Raw genomic sequence first — 21,687 nt, 5'->3', positions numbered from 1 at the left:
AACGAAGCAGGTGCGCTGACCAACGCCAGCGATGTCCTGTTTCACTTCCATCGGATGGCTATGGCCAGCCTCTGGATTGGCGATCGCTCACAGGGGATTAACATACAGTAATCCACTCCAGACTCCCAGAACAGCAGCTATTGTCAATTCGCTCGAGGTCAGCAACTGCAACCGCTGTAACCTGGTTAATTGTTATAACCCGACTTTTACGATGAGTACGATGGCGGCAGTGTTTTCGATTGATGCCCCACTGATGCGAATATGGCCGTGGATGAGCACGTCGAGGAGGATGCAGCGAACTCCAATCTTTTTTCCCCTGTCCCTGTGTCGTACAGACACTTCGGTATCGAGGCATTCAATGACAACCCGCTCACGAAAAGCAAAAGCCTGCTCAGCCAGCATTCACGATGATGTGATACTATGCTTTGCACGTAGATGCTACAAGCTGCCGACAAGTCCTGTGTTGCCTGCATCTTCGGCGGTGCATTCAATACTGATAGGCGGCGTTTCTAGCAGCTTTGCTGACGCTTCTCTGCATGTGATTACTGGCCAGAATTCGCTGGATCAAACTTGTATCTGTATACCAGATGCAACAATCCAGGGGAGCAACGCATCGTGGCACTACGTCCTGGCACCCTCCTGCTCGTGTCTGGCGCTTTAGCAAGCGCCTTTATCTTCCTTTCGGTCCTCTTCGCTCCGAAACAGGCGGTGGCGACCATTTCGAGACCCCACCATTCACACGCGGAGCAGGTTACGATTCGTAACCGCATCCTCGCCCAACCCTCCGAGCCGAACAACCAGCTCTGGCAGCAGGTAGTCGGGCCTTGCGCAGGCGGCGCGGTGTTTGGCCGCGCGGGTGATGGGTGCGGCGGTGCAGGCACCTTCTTCGATGTCACCGAGATCTTCCCCCCACAGGTCCTGCGCGATGCCGCCTCTCCCGCCGCCCCCTGCGAGAACGGACGGACCAGCGGCCTCTGCTATCGCATGTGGTACGTTGGCACCGGCCCCGCCCCCCTCTACGAGCGCCGCATCGGCTATGCCGTCTCCCCCGATGGCATCGCCTGGAGCCGCGTCCCTGGCAACGCCTACGGCGGCGCCGTCTTCGAGGGCTCCGGCGTGCCCGGCGCCTTCGACCGGGCTGGGGTCTCTACTATGAACATCATTCGGGTTGGCAGCATCTTTCGCATGTACTACAGCGGCTTCAGCGATCCCAACACCATCGCTGGCATCGGTCTGGCCGAGTCGGTGGACGGGCGGACCTGGACCCGCGTCCCCGGCAACGCGGGCAGCGGCGCCGTCCTGCGCCACTCCGGCGACCCTGCGCAGTTCGACGCCTCCTACGTTGTCGCGCCCAGCGTCCTCCTCGACCAGGCCAGCCCCGCTGCGCCCTGCGAGGGCGGACGCGCCAGCGGCCCCTGCTACCGCATGTGGTTCGAGGGCGTGCGCACCAGCCCGGCCTATAGCTTTGCCATCGGCTATGCCCTCTCCCCCGACGGGGTGAACTGGACCCGGGTGAGCAATTACAGCGATGGTTCAATCTTCCGCGCCGGGCCGTTCGGCACCTTCGACGATAACAGCGTCGGCGTTCCCTTCGTCATCAAAGACGGCGCCATCTACCGGATGTGGTACGAGGCCAAAGGCTTTACTGCCGGCTTCACCACCGGCCACGTCGTCTCCACCGACGGGCGCGCGTGGGTGCGGCCCACGCCGAATGCGCCGGTGTACACGGGCGCCAGCGACGCGATCGTGGCCGGCGCGCCAGACGAGGTCTGGGCGGTGCGGGGGTTGAAGGAGGGGCCGCGCTACCGGCTCTACTACGCCACCAGCACGCGCCCGAACTCCTTCCGCTTCGGGTTAGCTGAGATGACTCCGGGGACGCCGCTTACTGGCGTCAGTATCGAGCGCGCTGGAATGCTCTATAACCTCCGCTTTACCACCGGAGCCATCCCTAATGGGGGCAGCGTACTGGTAACCCTGCCTCCGGAGGTAGACATCGCAACGGTTGTCCCGCAAACCCTTGGCGGCTTCGGCGTCGAGGCGACTCTGGCTGCGGATCCGGCGGCGGTGACCGATGCATGGTCAGGCGGAACGGCGCGAGGAGCGCTGCTGGCGCGGTTGCCGCAAGGCGCGCCAGCGGGTCAAAAGACGATCAGCTTCACGCTCGGCGGCGCGTTGCCAGACGACGCAGCGGCGCTTATCCAGATCTTTAACCGTCGGGAAGTGATCGGGTACGCCGAGGTGTCTTTCAGCGAGGCGCCTCCTACTCCCACCAGCACCCCGACGCCAACGAATACGTCGGCGCCAACGGCCACTCCGACGCCGACGAATACGTCGGCGCCAACGGCCACTCCGACGCCGACGAATACGTCGGCGCCAACGGCCACTCCGACGCCGACGGACATCCGGGCGCCTCTTGTTACACCCACAAGCACCGTCGCGCCAACTCAACCGCCAGGTTCCAATGGCGATCCAAGCAGCACTCCAACGCCTAACGCCACACCATCCAGTTCGGCAATTAGCAGTCCATTCCGGGTGTACGTGCCGCTTCTGCGTCATTGAGAAATTATCTCAGAACCACATGGGATTGTACAAACTGTAAGGTCATTTAGGATTATGATGGCTTCGGGAAGGGCAGAGCTTTCCCGAAGCCATTCCATCGAGCCCAACAGCGGCGCGACGGATTCATCGTACTTCTGTCCTCGAAAATCGCTCGGCGTGAGAAGAGCATCAGGTTTACGTTCAACCGGTTCTGGTGCTTGCACGGATAGCTGCAGCGGTTATGATTACTATCGCCGTCATCGCCCGACTATGCGAGCAGATGCAGCGTAAGTAAATAACTTCTAGAATCCTGATGAGAGAGCTCATGCGGCAATTTCGTTTCGCGCGCAGCGCCATGCTCACGGTCCTGACACTTCTCATCCTCTGTAGCTGGCAGATGGCCCGACCCTTGCCGGTGCCGGCCTCTCAGGGCAACTCGCTGCGCTTCTTCGGCACGGGCTCAGGCGATCTGGATCGGGTCAAGATTCCCCTGGGGCCGATCAGCAATGGGCAAATCACCGCCTCGCGCCCGGTAAATGTCAGTGGTGATTTCACCATCGAGTTCTGGATGCGAGCGGCCGCTGCTGATAACTCGGCCCCGGCATGTCCTGACGGCTGGTACGTCGGCAATATCGTGATCGATCGAGATGTGTTTGGGGCGGGCGATCGCGGCGACTACGGGATCGCCATCTGTAACGGGCGGATCGTCTTCGGCGTCGCGGTGGGCAATGACGATCGCCTGCTCGTCGGCAACACCGTCGTCACAACGAACACCTGGCGCCATATCGCCGTCACGCGCTCGAATAACGGCCCGATGCGCATCTTCGTTGATGGCGCGCTTGACGCAAGCCGGGACGGCCCGACAGGACCGATCGACTACCGGCTCAACCGCGGCACAAGCTGGCCGAACAGCGACCCCTACCTCGTGCTGGCCGCCGAGAAGCACGACTACCCGGGCAGCCGCTACTACGCTGGCCTGCTCGACGACCTGCGGATCTCAAACATCGTGCGTTATAGCGCCTCGTTCACGCGCCCGAACGCCCCGCATCCTGTTGACGCCAACACTGTGGCGCTCTACCGCTTCGACGAGGGCGCCGGCGCCACCATCGGCGATAGCTCGGGCGCAGCGGGCGGCCCCAGCAATGGCACGCTGAACCCGCGCGCGGGCGGCACCGCTCAGCACTGGTCCAGCGATACACCCTTCAGCAGTTCGCTGCCGCCACCGCCGAGCCCTGGTCCCAGCCCGAGCCCCGGTCTCAGCCCGAGCCCCGGTCTCAGCCCGAGCCCCGGTCCCAGCCCGAGCCCCGGTCCCAGCCCGAGCCCCGGTTCCAGCCCGAGCCCCGGTTCCAGCCCGAGCCCCGGTCCCAGCCCGAGCCCCGGTTCCAGCCCTACGCCGTCGTTGGCACCCTCAGCCGGCCCGCCCGGCGGTTGCTCGACCGGCCGAACCAATGTCACGTCAGCAGGCGAACCCCGGGTCATTCCGGCCCGGGCAGAGAGAGCCAATTTCCCGTTCCGGATCTATCTGCCACTGGTGACGTGCCCAACAGACTGAGCGCGCTCTCAGCGCGTGACATAAAGATAGGCGGTCAGACGGTTACAGGTAATCGGGTTTCCTAATTGCAGGAAGATGTTCAACATCCGAACGCCAGTTGGAATAAGGTTGGACGCGTGGAATTACCCCGCTTATGCCGTGGAGAAAGTAGAAGTCAGGCAGGTTTATGGTTCCGAGACTCATAATCGCGCTCGATCCAATCCTCGAGCCATTCCGGCCAGAAATAACCTACACCTGGCGCACCTTACTTACGGGTACGGGGTACGCCTGGATCGAGGAGTCCTGGAACAGCGTCCTGGTGGACATTGCATACACGGTACAACCGGAGCTAGCGCCGCCAGCGCGCCTGCTGATACGGGCCAGCCCTGAGCGATGGGCGCATCCTACACGACCGGTGCTCCAGGGAATAGAAGCGAGGTCGGGATGGATCCGGCCACACTTTGCCAGCTCGAGCGAACAGCGCCCTCTGGTTGCCCTGCAGGAGGGTCAGGTAATCATCGAGCGCGATGTGGTGTTCGATGTCTTCTGGCTCCTTACGGGGCAAGAGGAATACCAGCGTCCTCGGAGGCGGCACGGTTACACTGACCTGAGCGGCACGGCAACCCTGGAGCTGGGCGTGCTTCGCCAGGCTCTGGCTTCAGCCATCGGGCAACGCATCGAGACACAGCTCGCCGAACTGGGCTACAGGCCAGGAATAGCGCGCTGGCCCTACGGCGCGCGCATGGCGGCGGCCTGCGGCCACGATGTAGACTACCCGGAGCTTATTCGCTGGATCGAGCCGCTACGCATCCTTGCTCGCCAGCGCCTCGCCGGTCTGGGAGCAGCCGCGTCCGTCGCCCTGGGCTGGCACACTCACTGGCACTTTCGCTCGTGGATGGAACTGGAGCGCCGCTTCGGGGCGCGTTCGGCCTTCTACTTTATGGCGCGCAAGGGATCGCTGTACCAGTATGCCACCGGCCTGCCCGACGGCTTCTACGACATCAGAGCGCCACACTTTCGCGCGCTGTTCCGCGAACTGGCGGCCGAGGGCTGGGAGATCGGTCTCCACGCCAGTTACCTGGCCTACACCAGCGCCGAGAAGCTCGCCGCCGAGCGGGCCCTGCTTGCCGAAGTCAGCGGCCAGCCAATCAAGGGTAACCGCCACCACTACTGGCACCTCGATCCGCGCAATCCGGAGGATACTCTGCTGCTCCACGAGCAGGTGGGCTTTGCCTACGACGCCTCGCTGACCCATAACCGCTACCTGGGCTGGCGGCGCGGCTCAAGCTGGCCATTCTACCCCTGGCATCAGGGGCAGCGCCGGCCCCTGCGCACCCTGCAACTCCCCACGGCCTGGATGGATGATCACCTGTTTGGCCACCAGGCCGACAATCCCGGCGATCGGCGCTCTCTGTTGCGCGGCCTGGTCGAGACCGCCGCTCGGCAGGGCGGTCTGCTACTGGTAAACGTTCATGAGTACGTCTATGACGACACGCTGTTCCCTGGCTGGGCAGCGGCGTACCGGGAGCTGTGGGAGGAACTATTCGCCCGCGGTGATGTCTGGTTCGCCACGCCAGAGGCAATCGCGACCCACTGGGCGGACCGCCAGGCCATGCTTGAGCGGGCCAGCACGGGGCTCGACCCGGTTGCAATGCCGGTGATGTCGCATATCCAGACGCGGCGAGGCTCCGATCTGTTCAGATGACCAGGTTATCTGCTTACACTCCGGGAAAACCTCGCTTTGCTGAACCGTCTTATCAGGCAGGAGGGCGGGGAAACCAGGTTTCCCTCCTCTAACCGGCGCTCAGCCGCAGATGCAATGCCTTCGCACACGCCCCGGTGAGAAGAGCCTTCCCTAACATTTATGAGCTTTCGCACCTTCATCTTCGCGCTGCTCTTCGTCCTGCCGCCGGCGCTCAAACCGTGGGTGCTGCGGGTGTGCTGCGGCGCGCGGATCGGGCGCAACGTGCAGATCGGCTGGTTCGCCAGCGTGATGGGCCGTCACATCAGCCTGGGGGATCATTGCGCGATTCGGGCGCTTACCCTCATTCGCTGCGACGGCGATGTAGTGATTGGCCCCTATACGCTGGTGAGCAGCTTTACGCTGGTTTATGGGGCCAGGGGCCTACGCCTGGGCGCTCACAGTTACGTAGGCCCGCAATGTCTGATTAACACCGAAGAGGAGGTGCGCATCGGCAACTGGAGCGCGCTGGGGGCGCGCTGCGTGGTCTATACGCACGGCTCGTTTCTGCCCTATACCGAGGGCTACTGGGTGCGCTTCGGGCGGGTAACCGTGGGCGATTACGTGTGGTGCGCGGCGGGGGTCTTTTTTCAGCCCGGCGCCGAGGTTGGCGACAACAGTTTTGTCAACTCGCGCACGGTGGTGAGCGGCGCGCTGCCCCCCGGCAGCGTCGCCGAGGGCAGCCCTGCCCGCGTTGTCAGCTCGATGGAACGGATGCGTCGCACGTTGAACCCGCGCCAGCGGGATGCAGCGGTGACACAGATGCTGCGTCATTTTGGCGAACTGATCCTTGCCGACGGTATGGGACTGGCGCCGCGGGAGGAGCCGGGTGCGCTCCGGTTCACCCATCACCGGCGAGCGTACCGCATCGCTATCGCTCCCGCTCAGGGGCCGCTGCCAGCGCCGAGCGCCCCCAGCGAGCGCACCATCTGGCTGGTGAACCGCCCCGACTGGCGCCCCCCGGCCCCGGATCTCTGGCTGGATCTGGATCGTAAACAGATGACCGGCGCACGTGACCATATTTATGTCGAACTGATGCTGTTTCTCAAACGCTACTATGGCGTGCAACTTGAGTATGCAGAAAGGTGTTAATTGTATGCCGACCGTTCTCACCATCCTGGGCACGCGACCTGAGATTATCAAGCTCTCGCCGGTGATTCCGTTGCTGGAGCAGCGTTTCGACCACGTGCTCGTCCATTCGGGGCAGCACTACTCATATGAGGTAGACGCGATCTTCTTCGAGGAACTGGGCCTGCCGACGCCGAAGCATACCCTGGGGGTGGGTTCGGCGAGTCACGGGGAACAGACGGCGCGCATCCTGGCCCGTCTGGAGCCAATCCTGCTCGAACGGCGCCCCGACGCAGTCCTGGTTCAGGGCGACACGAATACAACCATGGCCGGCGCGCTCTGCGCGGCCAAGCTGGGTATACCGCTGGTGCATCTGGAAGCAGGCGGGCGTTCGTTCAACCGGGCCATGCCAGAAGAACTAAACCGGATCATCGTTGATCACATCGCCGACCTGCTCCTCGCCGCCGACGATATCGCCGCTGAGAACCTGCGTCGCGAAGGGCTGCCGGAGGAACGTATCCGGATCATCGGCTCCACGGCTATTGACGCCGCCCAGCGCAACCGAAGCCGCGCCGAACTGTCGCCAATCCTTGAACAACTCGAACTGCAACCCCGGAGCTACCTGGCGCTAACCATTCATCGGGCTGAGAACACCACTCCCGACGTCCTTCCCGGCATCGTGCGAGCGATTAACGCGGTGGCTGAAGAGCATATCATCGTCTTCCCGGTGCATCCGCGCACCCAGGCGGCCCTGGATCAGCAGCGGCTGGTTCTGTCGCCGCGCGTGCGCGTCTGCCGCCCCCTGGGCTACCTCGACACCCTGCGGCTCGTCGGCGCCGCCCGCGCCTTGCTGACCGACTCGGGCGGGTTGCAAGAAGAAGCGGCGGTGCTGGGAACGCCGCTGCTGATTGTACGCAACGAAACCGAGTGGCGTTACCTGGTGGATGCCGGGGTAGCCGTGCTCATCGGCAATACGTTTGAGTCTATCACGACCGGCGCCCGCGCCTGGCTTGCGCCACAGGCCCTCGCCCGCCTGCGCGAAACGCCCGCTCCGGTGCGCGCCGGGGCAGCAGAACGGGCCGTTGACGCCATAGCCGACCTCCTCAGCAGTTCGTAGGAAGCTGGCGTCGTGTAACAGAACTGTCAGCGCTGATAAGCGCCTGATTTAGCTAATCGTTAGAAGCCTTCTGTATCGTATCTTGCGGTACAACGCACCACGGCATCCATGTTGCAATAACGGCCTGGGAGTTGCTCTCCGATGCTCGACCAGCTCAAACTCTACCTGTCACGACAGGCCACGTCGCTGCCACGCTACGTGCTTGAGCAAGCAGTCCAGGCAACGCTGGCGTGGGTTCCGGGGCTGCCCGGCATCGGCCTGCGCGCACTGGCCTACCGCACAATTCTCCGTATGGACGGGGTTGCCGCCATCGAAGATGGCGTGCGCATCCGCTTCGCCAACAACGTGCGGCTGGGTCGAGGCGCTTACCTGGACCACGGAGTGTATCTGCACGCCTGTCCTGGCGGGATCAGCATCGGCCCCGACAGTCTGGTGATGAAGAACGCCATTCTGCACGTCTACAATTTTCGCAATCTGCCCCACAGCCACATTACCATCGGGGCGCGCTCGCTGATCGGCGAGAGTTGCATCCTGCGGGGGCAGGGGGGGATCACCATTGGCGATGACGTCTATCTCGGCACCCTGGTGCAACTCCTGGCCGTCAACCATGTATTCAGCGATCCCAACCGGCCCATCAGCCACCAGGGGATCACCGCCCAGGGCATCAGCATCGCCGACGGCGCATGGATCGGCAGCGGCGCCATCGTCCTCGACGGAGTGAAGATTGGACGCAACGCCGTGATCGGGGCCGGCGCCGTGGTCACTAAAGACGTGCCTGACTACTGTGTTGCAGTGGGCAATCCTGCCCGTGTGGTGCGCGACCTGCGTCGCGATCCGCTGCCCGCGCCTGAGCCTGAGCTTGTCGTGTATTAACCGTCACCCCGACCGTCCCGGTCGGGCGTACAGAGGAGCGGCTTGTATGCCCACGCTCTCCGTAGTGATACCCGCCTATAACGAAGAAGACGGCATTGCAGCCATTGTTGAACGCGTTCTGGCGATCCGGCCGCAACTGGCCGAGGTCGGTGTTGATGACCTGGAGTGCATCGTGGTTGACGACGGCTCGACCGATCGCACCGCGGCGATTGTGCAGGGTTTTGGGGAGCAGGTGCGCCTCATCCGGCAGCAGAATCGCGGGTACGGCGGCGCCCTGAAAACCGGCTTCAGCGTGGCTCGCGGCGAATTGATCGGCTTCCTCGACGCCGACAGCACCTACCCGCCTGAGCGCTTCCCGGAGATGTGTCGCCTGGCGCTCGAGGGCGCCGAGATTGTGATTGGCAGCCGTATGTCTGGCGAGCACAGCGAGATGCCCCTGGTGCGCCGCATTGGTAATACGATCTTTGCCACGATGCTCTCGCTGGTCGCGGGTGTGCGCATCACCGACAGCGCCAGCGGTCAGCGCGTGCTGCGCCGTTCGGTACTGCCAATGATCTATCCCCTGCCTAACACGCTGGACTTCACTCCGGCAATGAGCACACGGGCCCTGCACGAAGGGGTAAAGATTGTTGAGACGCCGATTCCTTACAAGGAACGCTCCGGTCGCAGCAAACTGAGCGTGGTGCGTGACGGGCTGCGCTTTACCAAATCGATCATCTGGACCGCGCTGACCTATAACCCGGTGCGGATCTTCGGCGGGCTGGGACTGGCGCTGCTTCTCACCGCTATGCTGATCATCGGCAGTCAGATCGCAGTGCACTTTGCGACCGGTCAGGCTGGCTGGTCCTTCCCCACCCTCTTTGGCGCCCTGGTTCTGGCTGTGGCCGGAGTGACGCTGTACACCACCGGCACGACCTTCAGCTATGTGGTGGCTCTCTTCCACCGCCGGCCAATCCGTCAGGGACTCTTCGGACGCCGGGGCAATGGTCGCCGCATCGAGAAGCACTACTGGTGGCTGGGCATCCTGGCGATCCTCGGCGGCTTCGCCACCTACCTTGCAGCCGTCATGTTCGACCTGACCAACCCGGCCCTGGCCGCCTCGTGGTTCGCGCCGGTGGTCAGCGCGCTGCTGGTGCTGACCGGCGTGCAACTGGTGAGCGCCTGGAGCCTGGCGCGGGTGCTGGCCGAACTGAGCCGCCGCGACGTCGAAGCGGAAGCCGACCTGAACTGGACCTACACCCCCGCGCCGGCATTGCGGGGCGAGGCGGCAATCTGATGGAGGCGGTACAAGAGCTGCTGGCGCTTGAGGAATGGAGTTATGCTAACCTTGGACAATGGCATTACGTCCTGGGATACGCGATTGTCCTGGTCAGTCACAACTGGCCGATCATGCTCGCCCTGGCGCTTAGCGGGTGGTTCGGACTCCGAGCGTATGTACAACCAACTCGGCTGAACGTGAGCTGGCTACTCACTGGCCTGTTATTCGGTCTGCTCTACGAATACGCCAAGCACATAGCGAGAGAGTTGCACGCAGCGATAGACTTTCTCTTCGGGTTAGAGATCGCCAATTTGAATCGACCATTGCACTTTCTGGTCGGGCCAGCAGCCATAATCATCTTGCAACTCAGCTTCCTGGCAATGCTGGCCCAATCACTGAGGCTCTCTCTGGCCGCTCGACGCGCCAGGAAGCGTGATAGCATAACCCAAGGGCCAATTCACTCTCAAGGTTCATAAGGTTTCCTAGACAACTATCGCGCTCGACGCGCGCAACGAGGAGAACTAGCAGATGAGCGAGCACGTGCATGACACTACTACCCCGAAGCCTGCCGACAACGGCGCCGAGAAGCGCGTCGCTCCCGGGGACAAGACCAGCGGCATCAAGCTGGTGGCGCCGGCCAGGGCCGACGAGCGGGCCGGCGAGATCCGTTTCGTTGAGATGCCCCGCGAGCGCACGAAGCGCCTTGACGTACTGGTGTTGAATCCGCCCTCGCCCGATGGCGATCTGTTCCTGCGCGACATCGCTCGCGTCGGACGGCGCACCCGCGACGGGATCATCTGGCCGCAGACCGCTCTGGCCCAGATCGGCGCTGTGGTCAAAGAGGCTGGCTACAGCGTCGAGGTCATTGACGCAATCGGCCTGATGATGGATTGGAAGTCGTTCGAGAAGTATATGTGGGAGAAAAAGCCGCGCTACATGATCATTCACGCCACGGCGCCCACGCTGACGAACGACATGCGCACCACCTTCATCGGCAAGGCCGTCGGCACCATCACGATGGCCATCGGCACTCACGTGACCCCGATGAGCCGCGAAACGTTGGAGGCATACCCGACGCTCGATATCGTTGTGCGTGGCGAGCCTGAGTTGACCATTGTCGATGTGATCAAGACGATTGATCGCCAGGTGGAACTGGAGAAGGCCACCGAGACCGTGCCGGTCGGCAACCCTGACCTGACGGCGCCCTGGCGCAAGCTGCCCTTCCCCGACGCTTCCTACCTGACCACCCGCGGGCGTTTCCTTGGCGTCTACCCGCAGGTGATCGCTCGCGCCCTGCGCGAGACCCTTGGCATCGCCTACCGCGATGAGCACGGCCAGGTGCGCATCAACCCCGACCGGCCTTTCATCGAGAACCTGGATAGCCTGCCCATCCCCCTCCACGATCAACTGCCCTGGCGCAAGTACAAGGTGCCTATTGTCGGCGGACCCTACACCTTTGTGCTCACCAGCCGCGGCTGCCCGGCCGGCTGCCGCTACTGTATCAAGCACGTCACCTATCAATCGAGCGTGCGCCACCGCAGCCCTGAGCACGTGCTCCAGGAAATGTTCATGCTCAAAGAAATGGGCATGCATCATATCCACTTCGAGGCCGACCTGTTCACGGTGAAGAAGGAGTTCGTCTACGACCTCTGCAACACGATCATCAAAGAGGGTTTGAAGCTGCGCTGGAGCTGCAACAGCCGGGTGGACTTCGTTGACGAGGCCGAGCTGCAACTAATGCGCCGGGCAGGCTGCTTCATGATCGCCTGGGGACTGGAGAGCGGCAGCGAGGCGGTGCTGAAGCGGGCGCGCAAAGGCACGACCGTCAAGCGCATCGAAGAGACGATTGCCGCCAGCCACCGGGCCGGGATCATGAACTGGGGCTACTTCATCATCGGCCTGCCCGGAGAGACGGTCGAGACCATCCAGCAGACCATCGCCCTTTCCAAGCGTCTCCCGCTGGACATCGCCCTGTTCCATATCGCCACCCCCTATCCGGGTACGCCCTTCTACTACGAAGCGGTCGAGAATGGCTGGATCCAGATGAATCAGTGGGAGGACTACGATATGTACTCCCACACGGTGCTGAACTATCCGCACCTCAGCTCGAAAGACCTGGAATACTGGGCCAGGCGCGCCGCCCGCGAGTGGTCGTTGCGTCCAGGGCCAATCAAGACCTTCCTCAAGGGCGCGACCAACCCCGACACCCTCGGCCAGCTCTGGACCATTGGCATCAATCATCTCAAATGGATGGGGGGCAGCCTGCAGGCCAAGGGGATGCAGCGCCTGGCCGGTTCGGGTGACTGAGGGCGACTGGTGTCTTTGTAATGGTCGAATGAGAGGGGGAGGCCGTCACCTCCCCTCTCGTTCGACTGAAGGCGGCTGATGCCATTTCGGAATGAGGATTGCCGTATCTGGCGTCCTGGCGAGACCTGGCGATGAAGCGCATGCGGTCTGTTCAACGCGGATCGGGATAACGATGTCAGAACAACTCTCAGTTAGACGCTCGCCTCTCGCACACCAATCAGCCGCTGCTCGGCGAAGCCGGGAATGGATCATCGCCCTGCCCCTCGCTCTTCTGATCGCGCTTCTCGCGCTGATCAACCTGCCCTATGCGCCGCCAACCTGGTTCGATGAGGGTTCGCACCTGCATGTACCCAAGACGCTGGTGCGCTACGGGGTGTACGCTGACATCAGCAGCGAAGGCTTTCGCTACTTCGGGCCGACGATCGGCGTCGGGCCGACGGTGATGCTGCCTGTGGCCGCCGCGTTCAAACTGGGCGGGGTTGGCCTGCTTCAAGCGCGCCTGGTCATTGTGGCCTATATGGCCCTCGCGCTCGTCGCGCTCTACTTCCTGGCGCGCCGGCTCTATGGCTGGCAGGTGGCCATGCTGGCAGTGCTGCTGGCGCTGGCCTCTCGAACCCTGCGCTTCGAGGGGCTGATCGAGTACGGGCGCCAGGCGCTCGGCGAAGTGCCAGGGATCGCCTTTCTCTTGCTTGGACTCCTTGGCTATAGCGCCGCCATTTTGAGGCCAGCGACAGCGCGACGCTCCAGCCTGCTCGCCGGGCTGGCCTTCGGCCTCGCCCTGGTGACCAAGAATCAGTTTGTGCTGATTGTTCTGCCATCGCTGGCGCTGCTGGCCCTGCTCGACTGGCTCTACTACCGGGCGGGCAACTGGTGGGTGCGCCTGGCGCCACTAATGATTGCCACGGCCTGCTTCACGATCTGGACCGTGGTCATGTTCACCTTCTTTGGTCCCGATGGTTTCGCAGCAAACCTGGCCAAGACGCGCCAGGCTGCTGGCGGAGCGATCTTTGTCTTTGACACGCAGGCGAGTCTGCGCGCCGCGCGCTACCTGATCCAGGTCTACGGCGGCTTGCTCCTCCCCGGTCTGGCCTATGGCCTCTGGCGCGCCCGCACGCGCAGCCCGTGGGCGCTGACGCACCTGGCCGCGACCTTAATGGCGGTACTCTGGCTCGCCTGGTTCATGATCTCGCTGGGCTGGCCGCGCTACGCGTTCCCTGCCGTGATCCTCGGGTCCTTCACAACAGCCCTGCTGGCCTATGATCTCTTCCAGGCGCTGTGGAAGCGCCAGCGCACAGCCCCGGCCTGGCTCGGGGCGGCCTATCTGGCGCTAGTTATTCTCGTGCCACTAGCCCTTAGCACCCGGGGCGTACTTAGCCCCCGCTACGCTGCCCACGAGATGGCTGCCTACCTTGACCGGAATGTGCCGGTCGGCCCGATCATCGAAACCTGGGAGCCGGAGATGGGCGTGCTCACCGACCATAACTATCACTACGTACCAACCGAACTGCTCGATCCGGCTGTTCGCCACGTCTGGCTCGGCGGCCCGCCCGTCCAGTACAATGGGCTGGAAGCCCGTCCGCCCTATGTGCTGCTCGGGCCGTTCAGTGCATACACCAGGATCTACCCGGACGAGGTGCTGGCCCGCGACTACCAGGTTATCTACACCGCTGAGCCGTATAGATTGCTACAGCGCAGCGGGCCGTGAAAGGGAGGCAGGAGCGATGCAACGCTCACTTCTGATTTTCATCCTGCTCCTCATCTGTTATACCTATGTGCTGCCTCGCTGGTCGGACTGGAACCAGAACTCGCGGCTCAATCTGGTGCTGGCTATGGTTGACGATGGCACGGTCAGCATTGATCGCTATGTCGCCAATACCGGCGACTATGCCATCTACGAAGGACGCGCGTATACCGACAAGCCACCGGGGCTATCGTTTCTGGCCATGCCCGTGTACATGGTCCTCAGCCCGGCGTTAAACATCCCGCCGGTGCGTGAGCGCCTGGAGACCATTAGCAGCGGAACGGCGTTTCAGTCCACGCTGCGGGAGGATGGCAGCGGCCTGCGGGCCGACAAGATCCGCTTCGCTCTGGTGCAGTATGCGTTAACTCTGGCAGTTGTCGCTATCGCCGCAGCAGGCCTAGGGGTGGTATTTCACCTGGCGCTCGTGAGGCTGGGCGTAGTCCCATCACTGGCTGCTCTGGGCGCCCTGGCCTACGGCCTCGGCACCAGCGCCGCGCCCTATGCGGGCAACTTCTACAGCCATCAGGTCGCCGCTGCACTGCTCTTCGGGGCCTTCTTTGTGGCCTGGCCGCGCGATGACGAGAGGGGCCGGCCTGCCTACGCCCGCGGCCTGCTCTGCGGACTGCTGCTGGGCTGGGCAGTCATCAGCGAATACCCTGTTGTACTGCCCGCCGCACTGATTGGTCTCTATGCGCTGGCGCGGCGCGGCTGGCGCTGGATCGGGCCGCTCGCGCTTGGCGGCGCCATGCCGCTGGCGCTCCTGATCGTGTACGACCTGGTCGCCTTCGGTACGCCGCTGCCTATCGGTTATGCCCACTCGGCCCTGTGGCAGGAGCAGCACCACACTGGCTTTATGAGCATTACCGGGCCCCGGATCGAGGCCCTCTGGGGCCTGACCTTCGGCGCCTTCCGCGGCCTGTTCGTGCGCGCGCCGTGGCTGCTGCTCGCGCTGCCGGCAGCGATCCTCTGGTGGCGTGGCGGCGAGCGACGCGCCGAGTGGTGGCTCCTGGTCCTGGCGCCGCTCACGCTGATCCTCTTTTACGGTTCATCGGTGATGTGGTGGGGCGGCTTTGCGGCTGGCCCGCGTTATATTGTGCCGATCATCCCCTTCCTGGCCCTTAGCGCTGCCTGGCTCGCCGCCCGGCTCTGGTCGCGACCGGCAGGCCGCACGGCGGTGACGACCCTGGTCATCGGTTCGATCGCCCTGGTCTGGGCTGAAAGCCTCGCAGGTCAACTCTTTCCCACCGACGCGATCCGGAACACGTGGACCGGTTACGTGTTCCCTGCCTGGGCCGCTGGCGATATCGCGCGCAATCTGGGGATGGTCCTTGGCCTTACCGGACCATGGAGCCTGATCCCCCTGCTGCTGGCAATCCTGGCACTGGCGGGGTTGATGGTGGTCCCGAGGAACCATCGGCGATCGCGCCCTTCAGCAATCGCAGGTGGTAATACCGCTCTGGTACATGAGGAGGTTGTTTGATAAAAACAGCAGGTACGAGAAAACCGTTCCTCCTCGCACTTCTATATGAGCGGGCTTCGCCCCTCGATGGCTAAAGAGCAATATATCCATCAAAACCTGTGCGAAACGCGAGTCTGCCATGCGCATTCTGATGTTGACCCTGGTGGCGCCCTATCCGCCGGACAGCGGTCCCAAGGTGAAGACCTATAACCTGCTTCAGTACCTCGGCCAGCAACACGAGGTAACCCTTGTTTCGCTGGTGCGATCCGAGCGAGAGCGGGAACATGCCGAGAGTTTGCGCGGCCTGTGCAAGGCAGTCTACACTGTGCCCTTCAGACGCTCGCGCCTGCGTGACGCGCAACATCTGCTGCACAGTACGATGACCGGCGAGTCATTCATTATGCGTCGCGACGTCTCGCCTGAGCTAGAAGCCCTTCTGCGCGATCTGGTCCGCCGCGAGACCTTCGACATTATCCACGCCGATCAACTGAACATGGCCCGCTTCGCTGCGGACCTGCCTGGCGCGCGGGTGCTGGATGAGCACAATGCGGTCTGGACGATTGTCGCCCGGATGGCCCGCCACGGCGGGCCGCTGCCGAAGCGATTGTTCCTCGAACTTGAGGCGCGGCGGTTGCGTCGCTACGAGGCACACATCTGCGCCCGATTCGACGCTCTGCTGGCGGTCAGCGAGTCGGATGTGCGCTTCCTCGAACTGGCCGCTGCCGAGGCCAGGACCAGTCTGCCGCCGACAACCATCGTTCCCATCGCCGTAGACGCACGCGGCAATGGGCCGGTACAGCGGGTTGCGACTCCGGGCACCATCCTCAGTATGGCTACCATGTTCTGGCCGCCCAACGTTGACGGGGTGCTCTGGTTCGCCCACGAGGTGTATCCGCTCGTTAAGCGTGAAGTGCCGGAGGCGAACTTTGCAGTGGTCGGCGCGCGACCGCCAGCAAGCGTGCGCCGGCTGAGCAAGGACGATCCAAGCATTGTCGTAACCGGCTACGTGGAGGATCCCCGTCCGTACATGGAACAGACCGCCGCGCTGATCGTACCGGTGCGCGCGGGGGGCGGGATGCGAGTGAAGATCCTCGAAGCGCTGGCCCGCGGCCTGCCGATTGTCTCAACCACCATTGGTTACGAAGGGATTGACCTTACACCGGGCGAACACCTGCTGGTCGGCGACACCCCTGCCGAGTTTGCAGCGGCTGTGGTGCGCATCCTGCGCAATCCGGGCCTGGGGGAGCGCCTGGCCGCTGCCGGGCGCCGCGTCGCCGAGGAACGCTACGACTGGCGAGTGGTCAATCCGAGTGTAGAAGCGGCCTACGGCGCGGCCCTGGCCCGCGCTGAGGCGCGAGGCGCTACAGCATCACAGGTGCACCTATGAGCATCCTCTCCGCCTCACCTGATCGAGTCAGCGCCAACGGAGCGGGTTCACGCTTGCGTGTGCTCTTCGTCGCCCCATACGCACCTTCGCCGATCCGCGTGCGTCCCTTCCAGTTTCTGCGTCAGCTTGTTGCGCGGGGCCATGCGGTGACACTGGTCTGCCCCATCAGTGGCCCCGACGATCAACGGGCGCTCGACGCGCTCCGCGGGCTTTGCCCGACCATAGCCGTACCACACGGTCGCCGGGCGGTCCTCGAAGCGTACCTGCGTGCCATCCCCAGCGCGCTGCCCTTCCAGGCGGCCCACTGTCTGAACCCGGCGCTGGTTCAGGCAGTGCGCACAGCAATGGTCAGTGACACATATGACATTGTACATATTGAACACCTGCGGGGTGCCGAGGTGGCCCGCAGCGCAGCGGCGGGTCTATCCTATGCTCCGCCCCTGGTGCTGGACGCGGTTGACAGCATCAGTCTGCTCTTCGAGCGGACCCTGCGCCACAACCCCGTGCTAAGCGCGCGGGCCATGGCGCTCCTCGACCTGGCTCGCACTCGGCGCTACGAGGCAGCCTACGGGCGCGCCTTCGCCCAGGTGGTGATCACTTCACCAGAAGACCGCTGGGCGCTTGACATCCTGCGAAGGCGGTTCAATCAGCTTCCGGGCGCCCCGATTCAGGTCGTGCCGAATGGGGTTGATTGCGAGTACTTCCATCCACCACAGACCGAGCGAGAACCAGCAACCATCCTCTTCAGCGGCAAAATGAGCTACCATGCCAACGAAGCCGCCGCCCTGCGCCTCCTCCGCGAGATCATGCCCCTGGTCTGGCAGCAGCGCCCTGACGCGCGCGTGGTCATCGCCGGAGCGAACCCAGGGCCGCGCCTGCGCGCCTGGAGGCGCGACCCGCGCGTCGAGATCACCGGCTACGTCCCGGATCTCCGCGTCTATATGCAGCGCGCCACACTCGCCGTCGCGCCGCTCACGTATGGGGTGGGTATTCAGAACAAGGTGCTGGAAGCCATGGCCTGCGCCACCCCGGTAATTGCTGCGCGCCAGGCTACGGTCGCCCTGCAGGTGCGGGCGGGAATTGAGTTGCTGGCCGCCGAAAGCGTCCGCAACTTCGCTGACGGTATCGTCGCGCTGCTTGAAGACACAACCTTGCGCGCGCGGCTGGGGCAGGCTGGCCGAGCCTACATCGAGCGCCATCACACCTGGAAGGCCAGCACCGCGGCTCTGGAACGCGCCTACCACGCCGCCCTGCAGACGACCCCTTCCGCCGGTCCCAAACAGTAACAATCGACAGCTTGCGCAGCCAGGAGCCGCTCAGGCACCGGCCTGAGAGGTTTGCGTCCTCTCGTGCGCTCTCACGAGCAGGAAGCGGGAAACATTGGAGACCCCGCGTTCAGAACGGCAGAAACGCACCACCGCTAAACGAACTGTCAGATGCTCAATCGGGACGATTTAATCAAGAGTCAGAAGCCTCCGGCATACTAGAGGTCACAAGCCGGCGGTGGCTCGTGTGGAACAAAGAGCCATCTAAGGGCCCAGGGGCGTGTGAGGAGAAAACAAGCAATGCAGAATGTCGATTTATCTGTTGTTGTTCCGTGCTATAACGAGGCTGAAGGCATTCCCACGATGCGCGAGCGGATCGGACAGGTGCTGCCTGAATTGCGCCAGCGCGGTAGCGTCGAACTCATTCTGGTTGACGATGGCAGCAGCGACAACACCGGCGCGTTGCTCGCGAGCGCCTTCCGTGATGTGCCCGAAGCGCGAATCGTTAGCCATGAGCGCAACCGCGGCCTGGGGGCCGCCCTGCGCACCGGCTTCGCGCACAGCCGGGGCGCCGTGATTGTCACATGTGACAGCGACGGCACCTATCCTTTCGCCGAAATCCCCGCGCTGCTTGATCGGCTGACCCCTGATGTTGATATTGTCACAGCGTCACCATACCATCCCGGCGGCAGGGTCGAGAACGTGCCGACGTATCGGGTGGCGATCAGCAAGAGCGCCTCGCTCTGCTACCGCTTGCTGATTGATTGGAACATCCACACCTACACCGCGCTGTTCCGGGCCTGCCGCCGCGAGGTGATCGAGCGGATCACCACCCACGCCGACGGGTTCCTGATGGTTACCGAACTGCTGGTCGAAGCCCGGCTGGCCGGTTACCGCATCGCCGAATATCCGACAACCCTGCGTGTTCGCCGCTATGGGCAATCCAAGGCGAAAGTGCTGCGCATCACCCGCACCCACCTGCGCTATATGGCCGGCCTGATCGGGCGACGCTTTGCCGGGCGACAGGGTTGGAACACTGCAGCGCGCCCGCAGTAAGGAATCGCCCGATCAGCCACGCGAAGGAGAACCAGGGAATGCAGCATATTGATGAAGTGACCGCTCCCGTGCGCGTCTCTGCTCTAACGAGAGCAACGCCACGGCGAATCGGAGGGTTGTTGATGAGCACATGGATGCTGATCCTTATCGCGACCGTTATGGGGATTGTTGGCCAAACGATGTTAAAGCACGGAATGAACCAGATGGGTCCGCTGGGCCTGAGCGTTGAGACAGTGCCGGGGATCATCTGGCAGATCGTACGCTCGCCATATGTTATTGGCGGATTGCTCATCTACGGTTTCGGCACTTTCTTCTGGTTAGTAACCCTTTCACGGATCGACCTGAGCGTCGCCTATCCCTTTGTGAGCCTGAACCATGTGCTTCTGTTCCTGGTTGGCTGGCTCATTCTGCGTGAGAGCGTCAATCCGCTACGAGCGGCGGGCGTCGCCGTGATCTGCATCGGTATGATCCTGGTAGCCAGATCGTAGCAGCCCTGCCCCCTGTCAGACACACACTTTGACTATCTGTGGCACATAAACCGCTCAACAACTGCCCCGGAGCTAAGCTCTGTAGCTTGGCCCTGGTAGAGAGTCGTGACACCTATGACAACCCCGCTCAATCGCTATCTCCACCTGGTGTCGCAGAGCCTGCAACAACTGCCGCGAGAGCCCCTCGAGGCAATCGCCGATGCACTCTGGCACACATACGAACGCGACGGTACGATCTTTATCTGCGGCAATGGCGGCAGCGCCGCGACAGCCTCCCATTTCGCCTGTGACTTGACCAAATGGACAATCAGGCCCGGGGCGCGGCGCGTGCGGGCGCTGGCCCTCACCGACAACGTCCCGGTGATCACCGCCTTTTCCAACGATCAGGGCTATGCCGACGTCTTTGTCGAGCAGTTGATGACCCATTATCGCCCTGGCGATCTGCTGTTCGCCATCTCGGGCAGCGGCAACTCGCCGAATGTCCTGGAAGCTGTCAGTTGGGCCAACGCTCGTGGGGCGATCACCATCGGTCTTACGGGGTTCGACGGCGGCAAGCTGGCGCAGCTTGCTCAGATTAGCCTGCACAGCGCGACCTATCACATGCCAGCAGTGGAGGACGTGCATAGTGCTGTCTGTCACTCACTGGCAGTCACGATGGGCCTGCGCATCGAAGAGAGCCTCCTGGAGGTAAGAGAGGTCGCGGCTGAACCGCAGTACGCCCTGGCGACGCGAGTAGCGGGAGGAGGCCGGCTGTGATCCCCGTCGCCCGTCCCCAGATCGGCCCCGAGGAGGAGGAAGCCGTCCTTGCCGTCCTGCGTTCAGGCATGCTGGCCCAGGGGCCCGAAGTGGCGCGACTCGAATCGGCCTTCGCAGCGGTCTGCGGCGTGGCGCATGCCGTTGCCGTGAGCAATGGCACGGCAGCCCTCTTTCTCGCGCTGCGCGCCCACGACATCGGCCCCGGCGACGAGGTAATCACCACTCCGTTCAGCTTCATTGCCACTGGCAACAGTATCTTGATGGCCGGGGCCCGTCCGGTCTTCGTGGATATTGATGAACACACGTTCAATCTCGATCCCGACCAGGTGGAGGCGGCCATCACGCCGGCAACGCGGGCGATTATGCCTGTCCATCTGTATGGTCAACCGGCTGCGATGGACGCCCTGTGCGCCATCGCGGAGCGCCACGGGCTGGTGATCATCGAGGATGCCGCCCAGGCGATTGGGGCGCGCGATCAGGGACGACCGGTCGGAAGCTTTGGAACCGGCTGTTTCTCGCTCTATGCGACGAAGAACATCATGTCGGGCGAAGGCGGCATGATCACCACCAATGATGCGCAGATTGCCGACCGGCTGCGGCTCCTGCGGAGCCACGGCAGTCGGGTGCGCTACTACCACGATTTCCTGGGCTACAACTTCCGCATGACCGACCTGCAGGCGGCCATCGGGAACGCCCAACTGGCGAAGCTCGAACGCTTCACGGAACGCCGGATTGCCAATGCGGCCTACTTCAACCAGACGATCACCCACCCGCAGGTGCTGAAACCGTCTGTGCGCCCTGATGTCCGCCATGTCTACCACCAGTACACGGTGCGCATCCTGGGCGATCGCGATGAAGCGATGCGCCAGCTCCGCGCTGCAGGCGTAGATACGGCAGTGTTCTACCCGTTGCCTATTCCGCACCAGCCGATGTACCGCGCGCTGGGCTACAATCAGTCGCTGCCGGTTGCTGAACGTCTTAGCCGGCAAGTCCTATCCCTGCCGGTTCATCCAGGTCTCACCAGCGAGGATCTAGCGCACATCAGCGAAGCGCTGAATGCCCTGTCGCTCGAACCCAGCGAGGTATTGAGCGAATGACGCGA

The 21,687-nt window shown here is 63.1% G+C and carries 17 protein-coding genes; all 17 read left to right on the top strand.

Annotation, left to right across the window (positions count from 1 at the left end; translation table 11 throughout):
* The first annotated feature begins 615 nt into the window (after positions 1-615).
* Positions 616-2,559, top strand: a complete 1,944-nt coding sequence (locus tag NZU74_11330) for a hypothetical protein (GenBank protein MCS6881916.1) — start codon at positions 616-618, stop codon at positions 2,557-2,559.
* 304 nt (positions 2,560-2,863) lie between these two features.
* Positions 2,864-4,090 (top strand): LamG domain-containing protein, encoded by a 1,227-nt coding sequence (locus NZU74_11325; GenBank protein ID MCS6881915.1) that lies wholly within the window; start codon positions 2,864-2,866, stop codon positions 4,088-4,090.
* A gap of 166 nt (positions 4,091-4,256) precedes the next feature.
* Positions 4,257-5,774 carry a polysaccharide deacetylase family protein gene (locus NZU74_11320; protein ID MCS6881914.1) on the top strand — a complete coding sequence of 506 codons (1,518 nt, stop codon included), beginning with the start codon at positions 4,257-4,259 and terminating at the stop codon, positions 5,772-5,774.
* 159 nt (positions 5,775-5,933) lie between these two features.
* The gene (locus NZU74_11315) at positions 5,934-6,902 is read left to right on the top strand and encodes an acyltransferase (GenBank protein ID MCS6881913.1); all 969 of its coding nucleotides are present in this window, start codon (positions 5,934-5,936) and stop codon (positions 6,900-6,902) included.
* A gap of 4 nt (positions 6,903-6,906) precedes the next feature.
* The gene (gene wecB / locus NZU74_11310) at positions 6,907-7,995 is read left to right on the top strand and encodes a UDP-N-acetylglucosamine 2-epimerase (non-hydrolyzing) (GenBank protein ID MCS6881912.1); all 1,089 of its coding nucleotides are present in this window, start codon (positions 6,907-6,909) and stop codon (positions 7,993-7,995) included.
* A 141-nt stretch (positions 7,996-8,136) separates the two neighbouring features.
* On the top strand, positions 8,137-8,868 hold the full coding sequence (locus tag NZU74_11305) for an acyltransferase (GenBank protein ID MCS6881911.1): 732 nt from the start codon (positions 8,137-8,139) through the stop codon (positions 8,866-8,868).
* Between the two features lie 46 nt (positions 8,869-8,914).
* A complete protein-coding gene (locus NZU74_11300; protein MCS6881910.1) occupies positions 8,915-10,144 on the top strand; it encodes a glycosyltransferase family 2 protein in 1,230 nt (409 codons plus the stop codon).
* Complete coding sequence (locus tag NZU74_11295) at positions 10,144-10,602, top strand: hypothetical protein (GenBank protein MCS6881909.1); 459 nt, start codon at positions 10,144-10,146, stop codon at positions 10,600-10,602. The genes NZU74_11300 and NZU74_11295 overlap by 1 nt, the downstream gene beginning before the upstream one ends.
* A gap of 52 nt (positions 10,603-10,654) precedes the next feature.
* A complete protein-coding gene (locus NZU74_11290) occupies positions 10,655-12,433 on the top strand; it encodes a radical SAM protein (GenBank protein MCS6881908.1) in 1,779 nt (592 codons plus the stop codon).
* Positions 12,434-12,605: 172 nt separating this feature from the next.
* Positions 12,606-14,138 (top strand): glycosyltransferase family 39 protein, encoded by a 1,533-nt coding sequence (locus NZU74_11285; GenBank protein MCS6881907.1) that lies wholly within the window; start codon positions 12,606-12,608, stop codon positions 14,136-14,138.
* A gap of 16 nt (positions 14,139-14,154) precedes the next feature.
* Positions 14,155-15,654, top strand: a complete 1,500-nt coding sequence (locus tag NZU74_11280; GenBank protein ID MCS6881906.1) for a hypothetical protein — start codon at positions 14,155-14,157, stop codon at positions 15,652-15,654.
* Positions 15,655-15,772: 118 nt separating this feature from the next.
* Positions 15,773-17,020: a glycosyltransferase family 4 protein gene (locus tag NZU74_11275; GenBank protein ID MCS6881905.1), complete on the top strand. Its 1,248-nt coding sequence runs from the start codon at positions 15,773-15,775 to the stop codon at positions 17,018-17,020.
* The gene (locus tag NZU74_11270) at positions 17,017-18,306 is read left to right on the top strand and encodes a glycosyltransferase (protein ID MCS6881904.1); all 1,290 of its coding nucleotides are present in this window, start codon (positions 17,017-17,019) and stop codon (positions 18,304-18,306) included. The genes NZU74_11275 and NZU74_11270 overlap by 4 nt, the downstream gene beginning before the upstream one ends.
* Before the next feature lie 279 nt (positions 18,307-18,585).
* Complete coding sequence (locus tag NZU74_11265) at positions 18,586-19,341, top strand: glycosyltransferase family 2 protein (GenBank protein MCS6881903.1); 756 nt, start codon at positions 18,586-18,588, stop codon at positions 19,339-19,341.
* Between the two features lie 134 nt (positions 19,342-19,475).
* Entirely contained in the window at positions 19,476-19,829 is a 354-nt protein-coding gene (locus tag NZU74_11260; GenBank protein ID MCS6881902.1) for an EamA family transporter, read from the top strand.
* Between the two features lie 114 nt (positions 19,830-19,943).
* The gene (locus tag NZU74_11255; GenBank protein ID MCS6881901.1) at positions 19,944-20,585 is read left to right on the top strand and encodes an SIS domain-containing protein; all 642 of its coding nucleotides are present in this window, start codon (positions 19,944-19,946) and stop codon (positions 20,583-20,585) included.
* A complete protein-coding gene (locus tag NZU74_11250; protein MCS6881900.1) occupies positions 20,582-21,682 on the top strand; it encodes a DegT/DnrJ/EryC1/StrS family aminotransferase in 1,101 nt (366 codons plus the stop codon). The genes NZU74_11255 and NZU74_11250 overlap by 4 nt, the downstream gene beginning before the upstream one ends.
* The last annotated feature ends 5 nt before the right edge of the window (positions 21,683-21,687 follow it).

The organism is Chloroflexaceae bacterium (assembly GCA_025057155.1).
GTDB lineage: Bacteria > Chloroflexota > Chloroflexia > Chloroflexales > Chloroflexaceae > JACAEO01.
This window is presented reverse-complemented; position numbering and strand designations above follow the sequence as displayed.

Bases quoted from the DNA above. Each gene is read 5' to 3' on its own strand.
- NZU74_11275 (MCS6881905.1), top strand. From the start codon at position 15,773: ATGCGCATTCTGATGTTGACCCTGGTGGCGCCCTATCCGCCGGACAGC.
- NZU74_11320 (MCS6881914.1), top strand. From the start codon at position 4,257: ATGGTTCCGAGACTCATAATCGCGCTCGATCCAATCCTCGAGCCATTC.
- NZU74_11325 (MCS6881915.1), top strand. From the start codon at position 2,864: ATGCGGCAATTTCGTTTCGCGCGCAGCGCCATGCTCACGGTCCTGACA.
- NZU74_11255 (MCS6881901.1), top strand. From the start codon at position 19,944: ATGACAACCCCGCTCAATCGCTATCTCCACCTGGTGTCGCAGAGCCTG.
- wecB (MCS6881912.1), top strand. From the start codon at position 6,907: ATGCCGACCGTTCTCACCATCCTGGGCACGCGACCTGAGATTATCAAG.
- NZU74_11285 (MCS6881907.1), top strand. From the start codon at position 12,606: ATGTCAGAACAACTCTCAGTTAGACGCTCGCCTCTCGCACACCAATCA.
- NZU74_11290 (MCS6881908.1), top strand. From the start codon at position 10,655: ATGAGCGAGCACGTGCATGACACTACTACCCCGAAGCCTGCCGACAAC.
- NZU74_11270 (MCS6881904.1), top strand. From the start codon at position 17,017: ATGAGCATCCTCTCCGCCTCACCTGATCGAGTCAGCGCCAACGGAGCG.
- NZU74_11305 (MCS6881911.1), top strand. From the start codon at position 8,137: ATGCTCGACCAGCTCAAACTCTACCTGTCACGACAGGCCACGTCGCTG.
- NZU74_11295 (MCS6881909.1), top strand. From the start codon at position 10,144: ATGGAGGCGGTACAAGAGCTGCTGGCGCTTGAGGAATGGAGTTATGCT.
- NZU74_11280 (MCS6881906.1), top strand. From the start codon at position 14,155: ATGCAACGCTCACTTCTGATTTTCATCCTGCTCCTCATCTGTTATACC.
- NZU74_11265 (MCS6881903.1), top strand. From the start codon at position 18,586: ATGCAGAATGTCGATTTATCTGTTGTTGTTCCGTGCTATAACGAGGCT.
- NZU74_11315 (MCS6881913.1), top strand. From the start codon at position 5,934: ATGAGCTTTCGCACCTTCATCTTCGCGCTGCTCTTCGTCCTGCCGCCG.
- NZU74_11260 (MCS6881902.1), top strand. From the start codon at position 19,476: ATGCTGATCCTTATCGCGACCGTTATGGGGATTGTTGGCCAAACGATG.
- NZU74_11300 (MCS6881910.1), top strand. From the start codon at position 8,915: ATGCCCACGCTCTCCGTAGTGATACCCGCCTATAACGAAGAAGACGGC.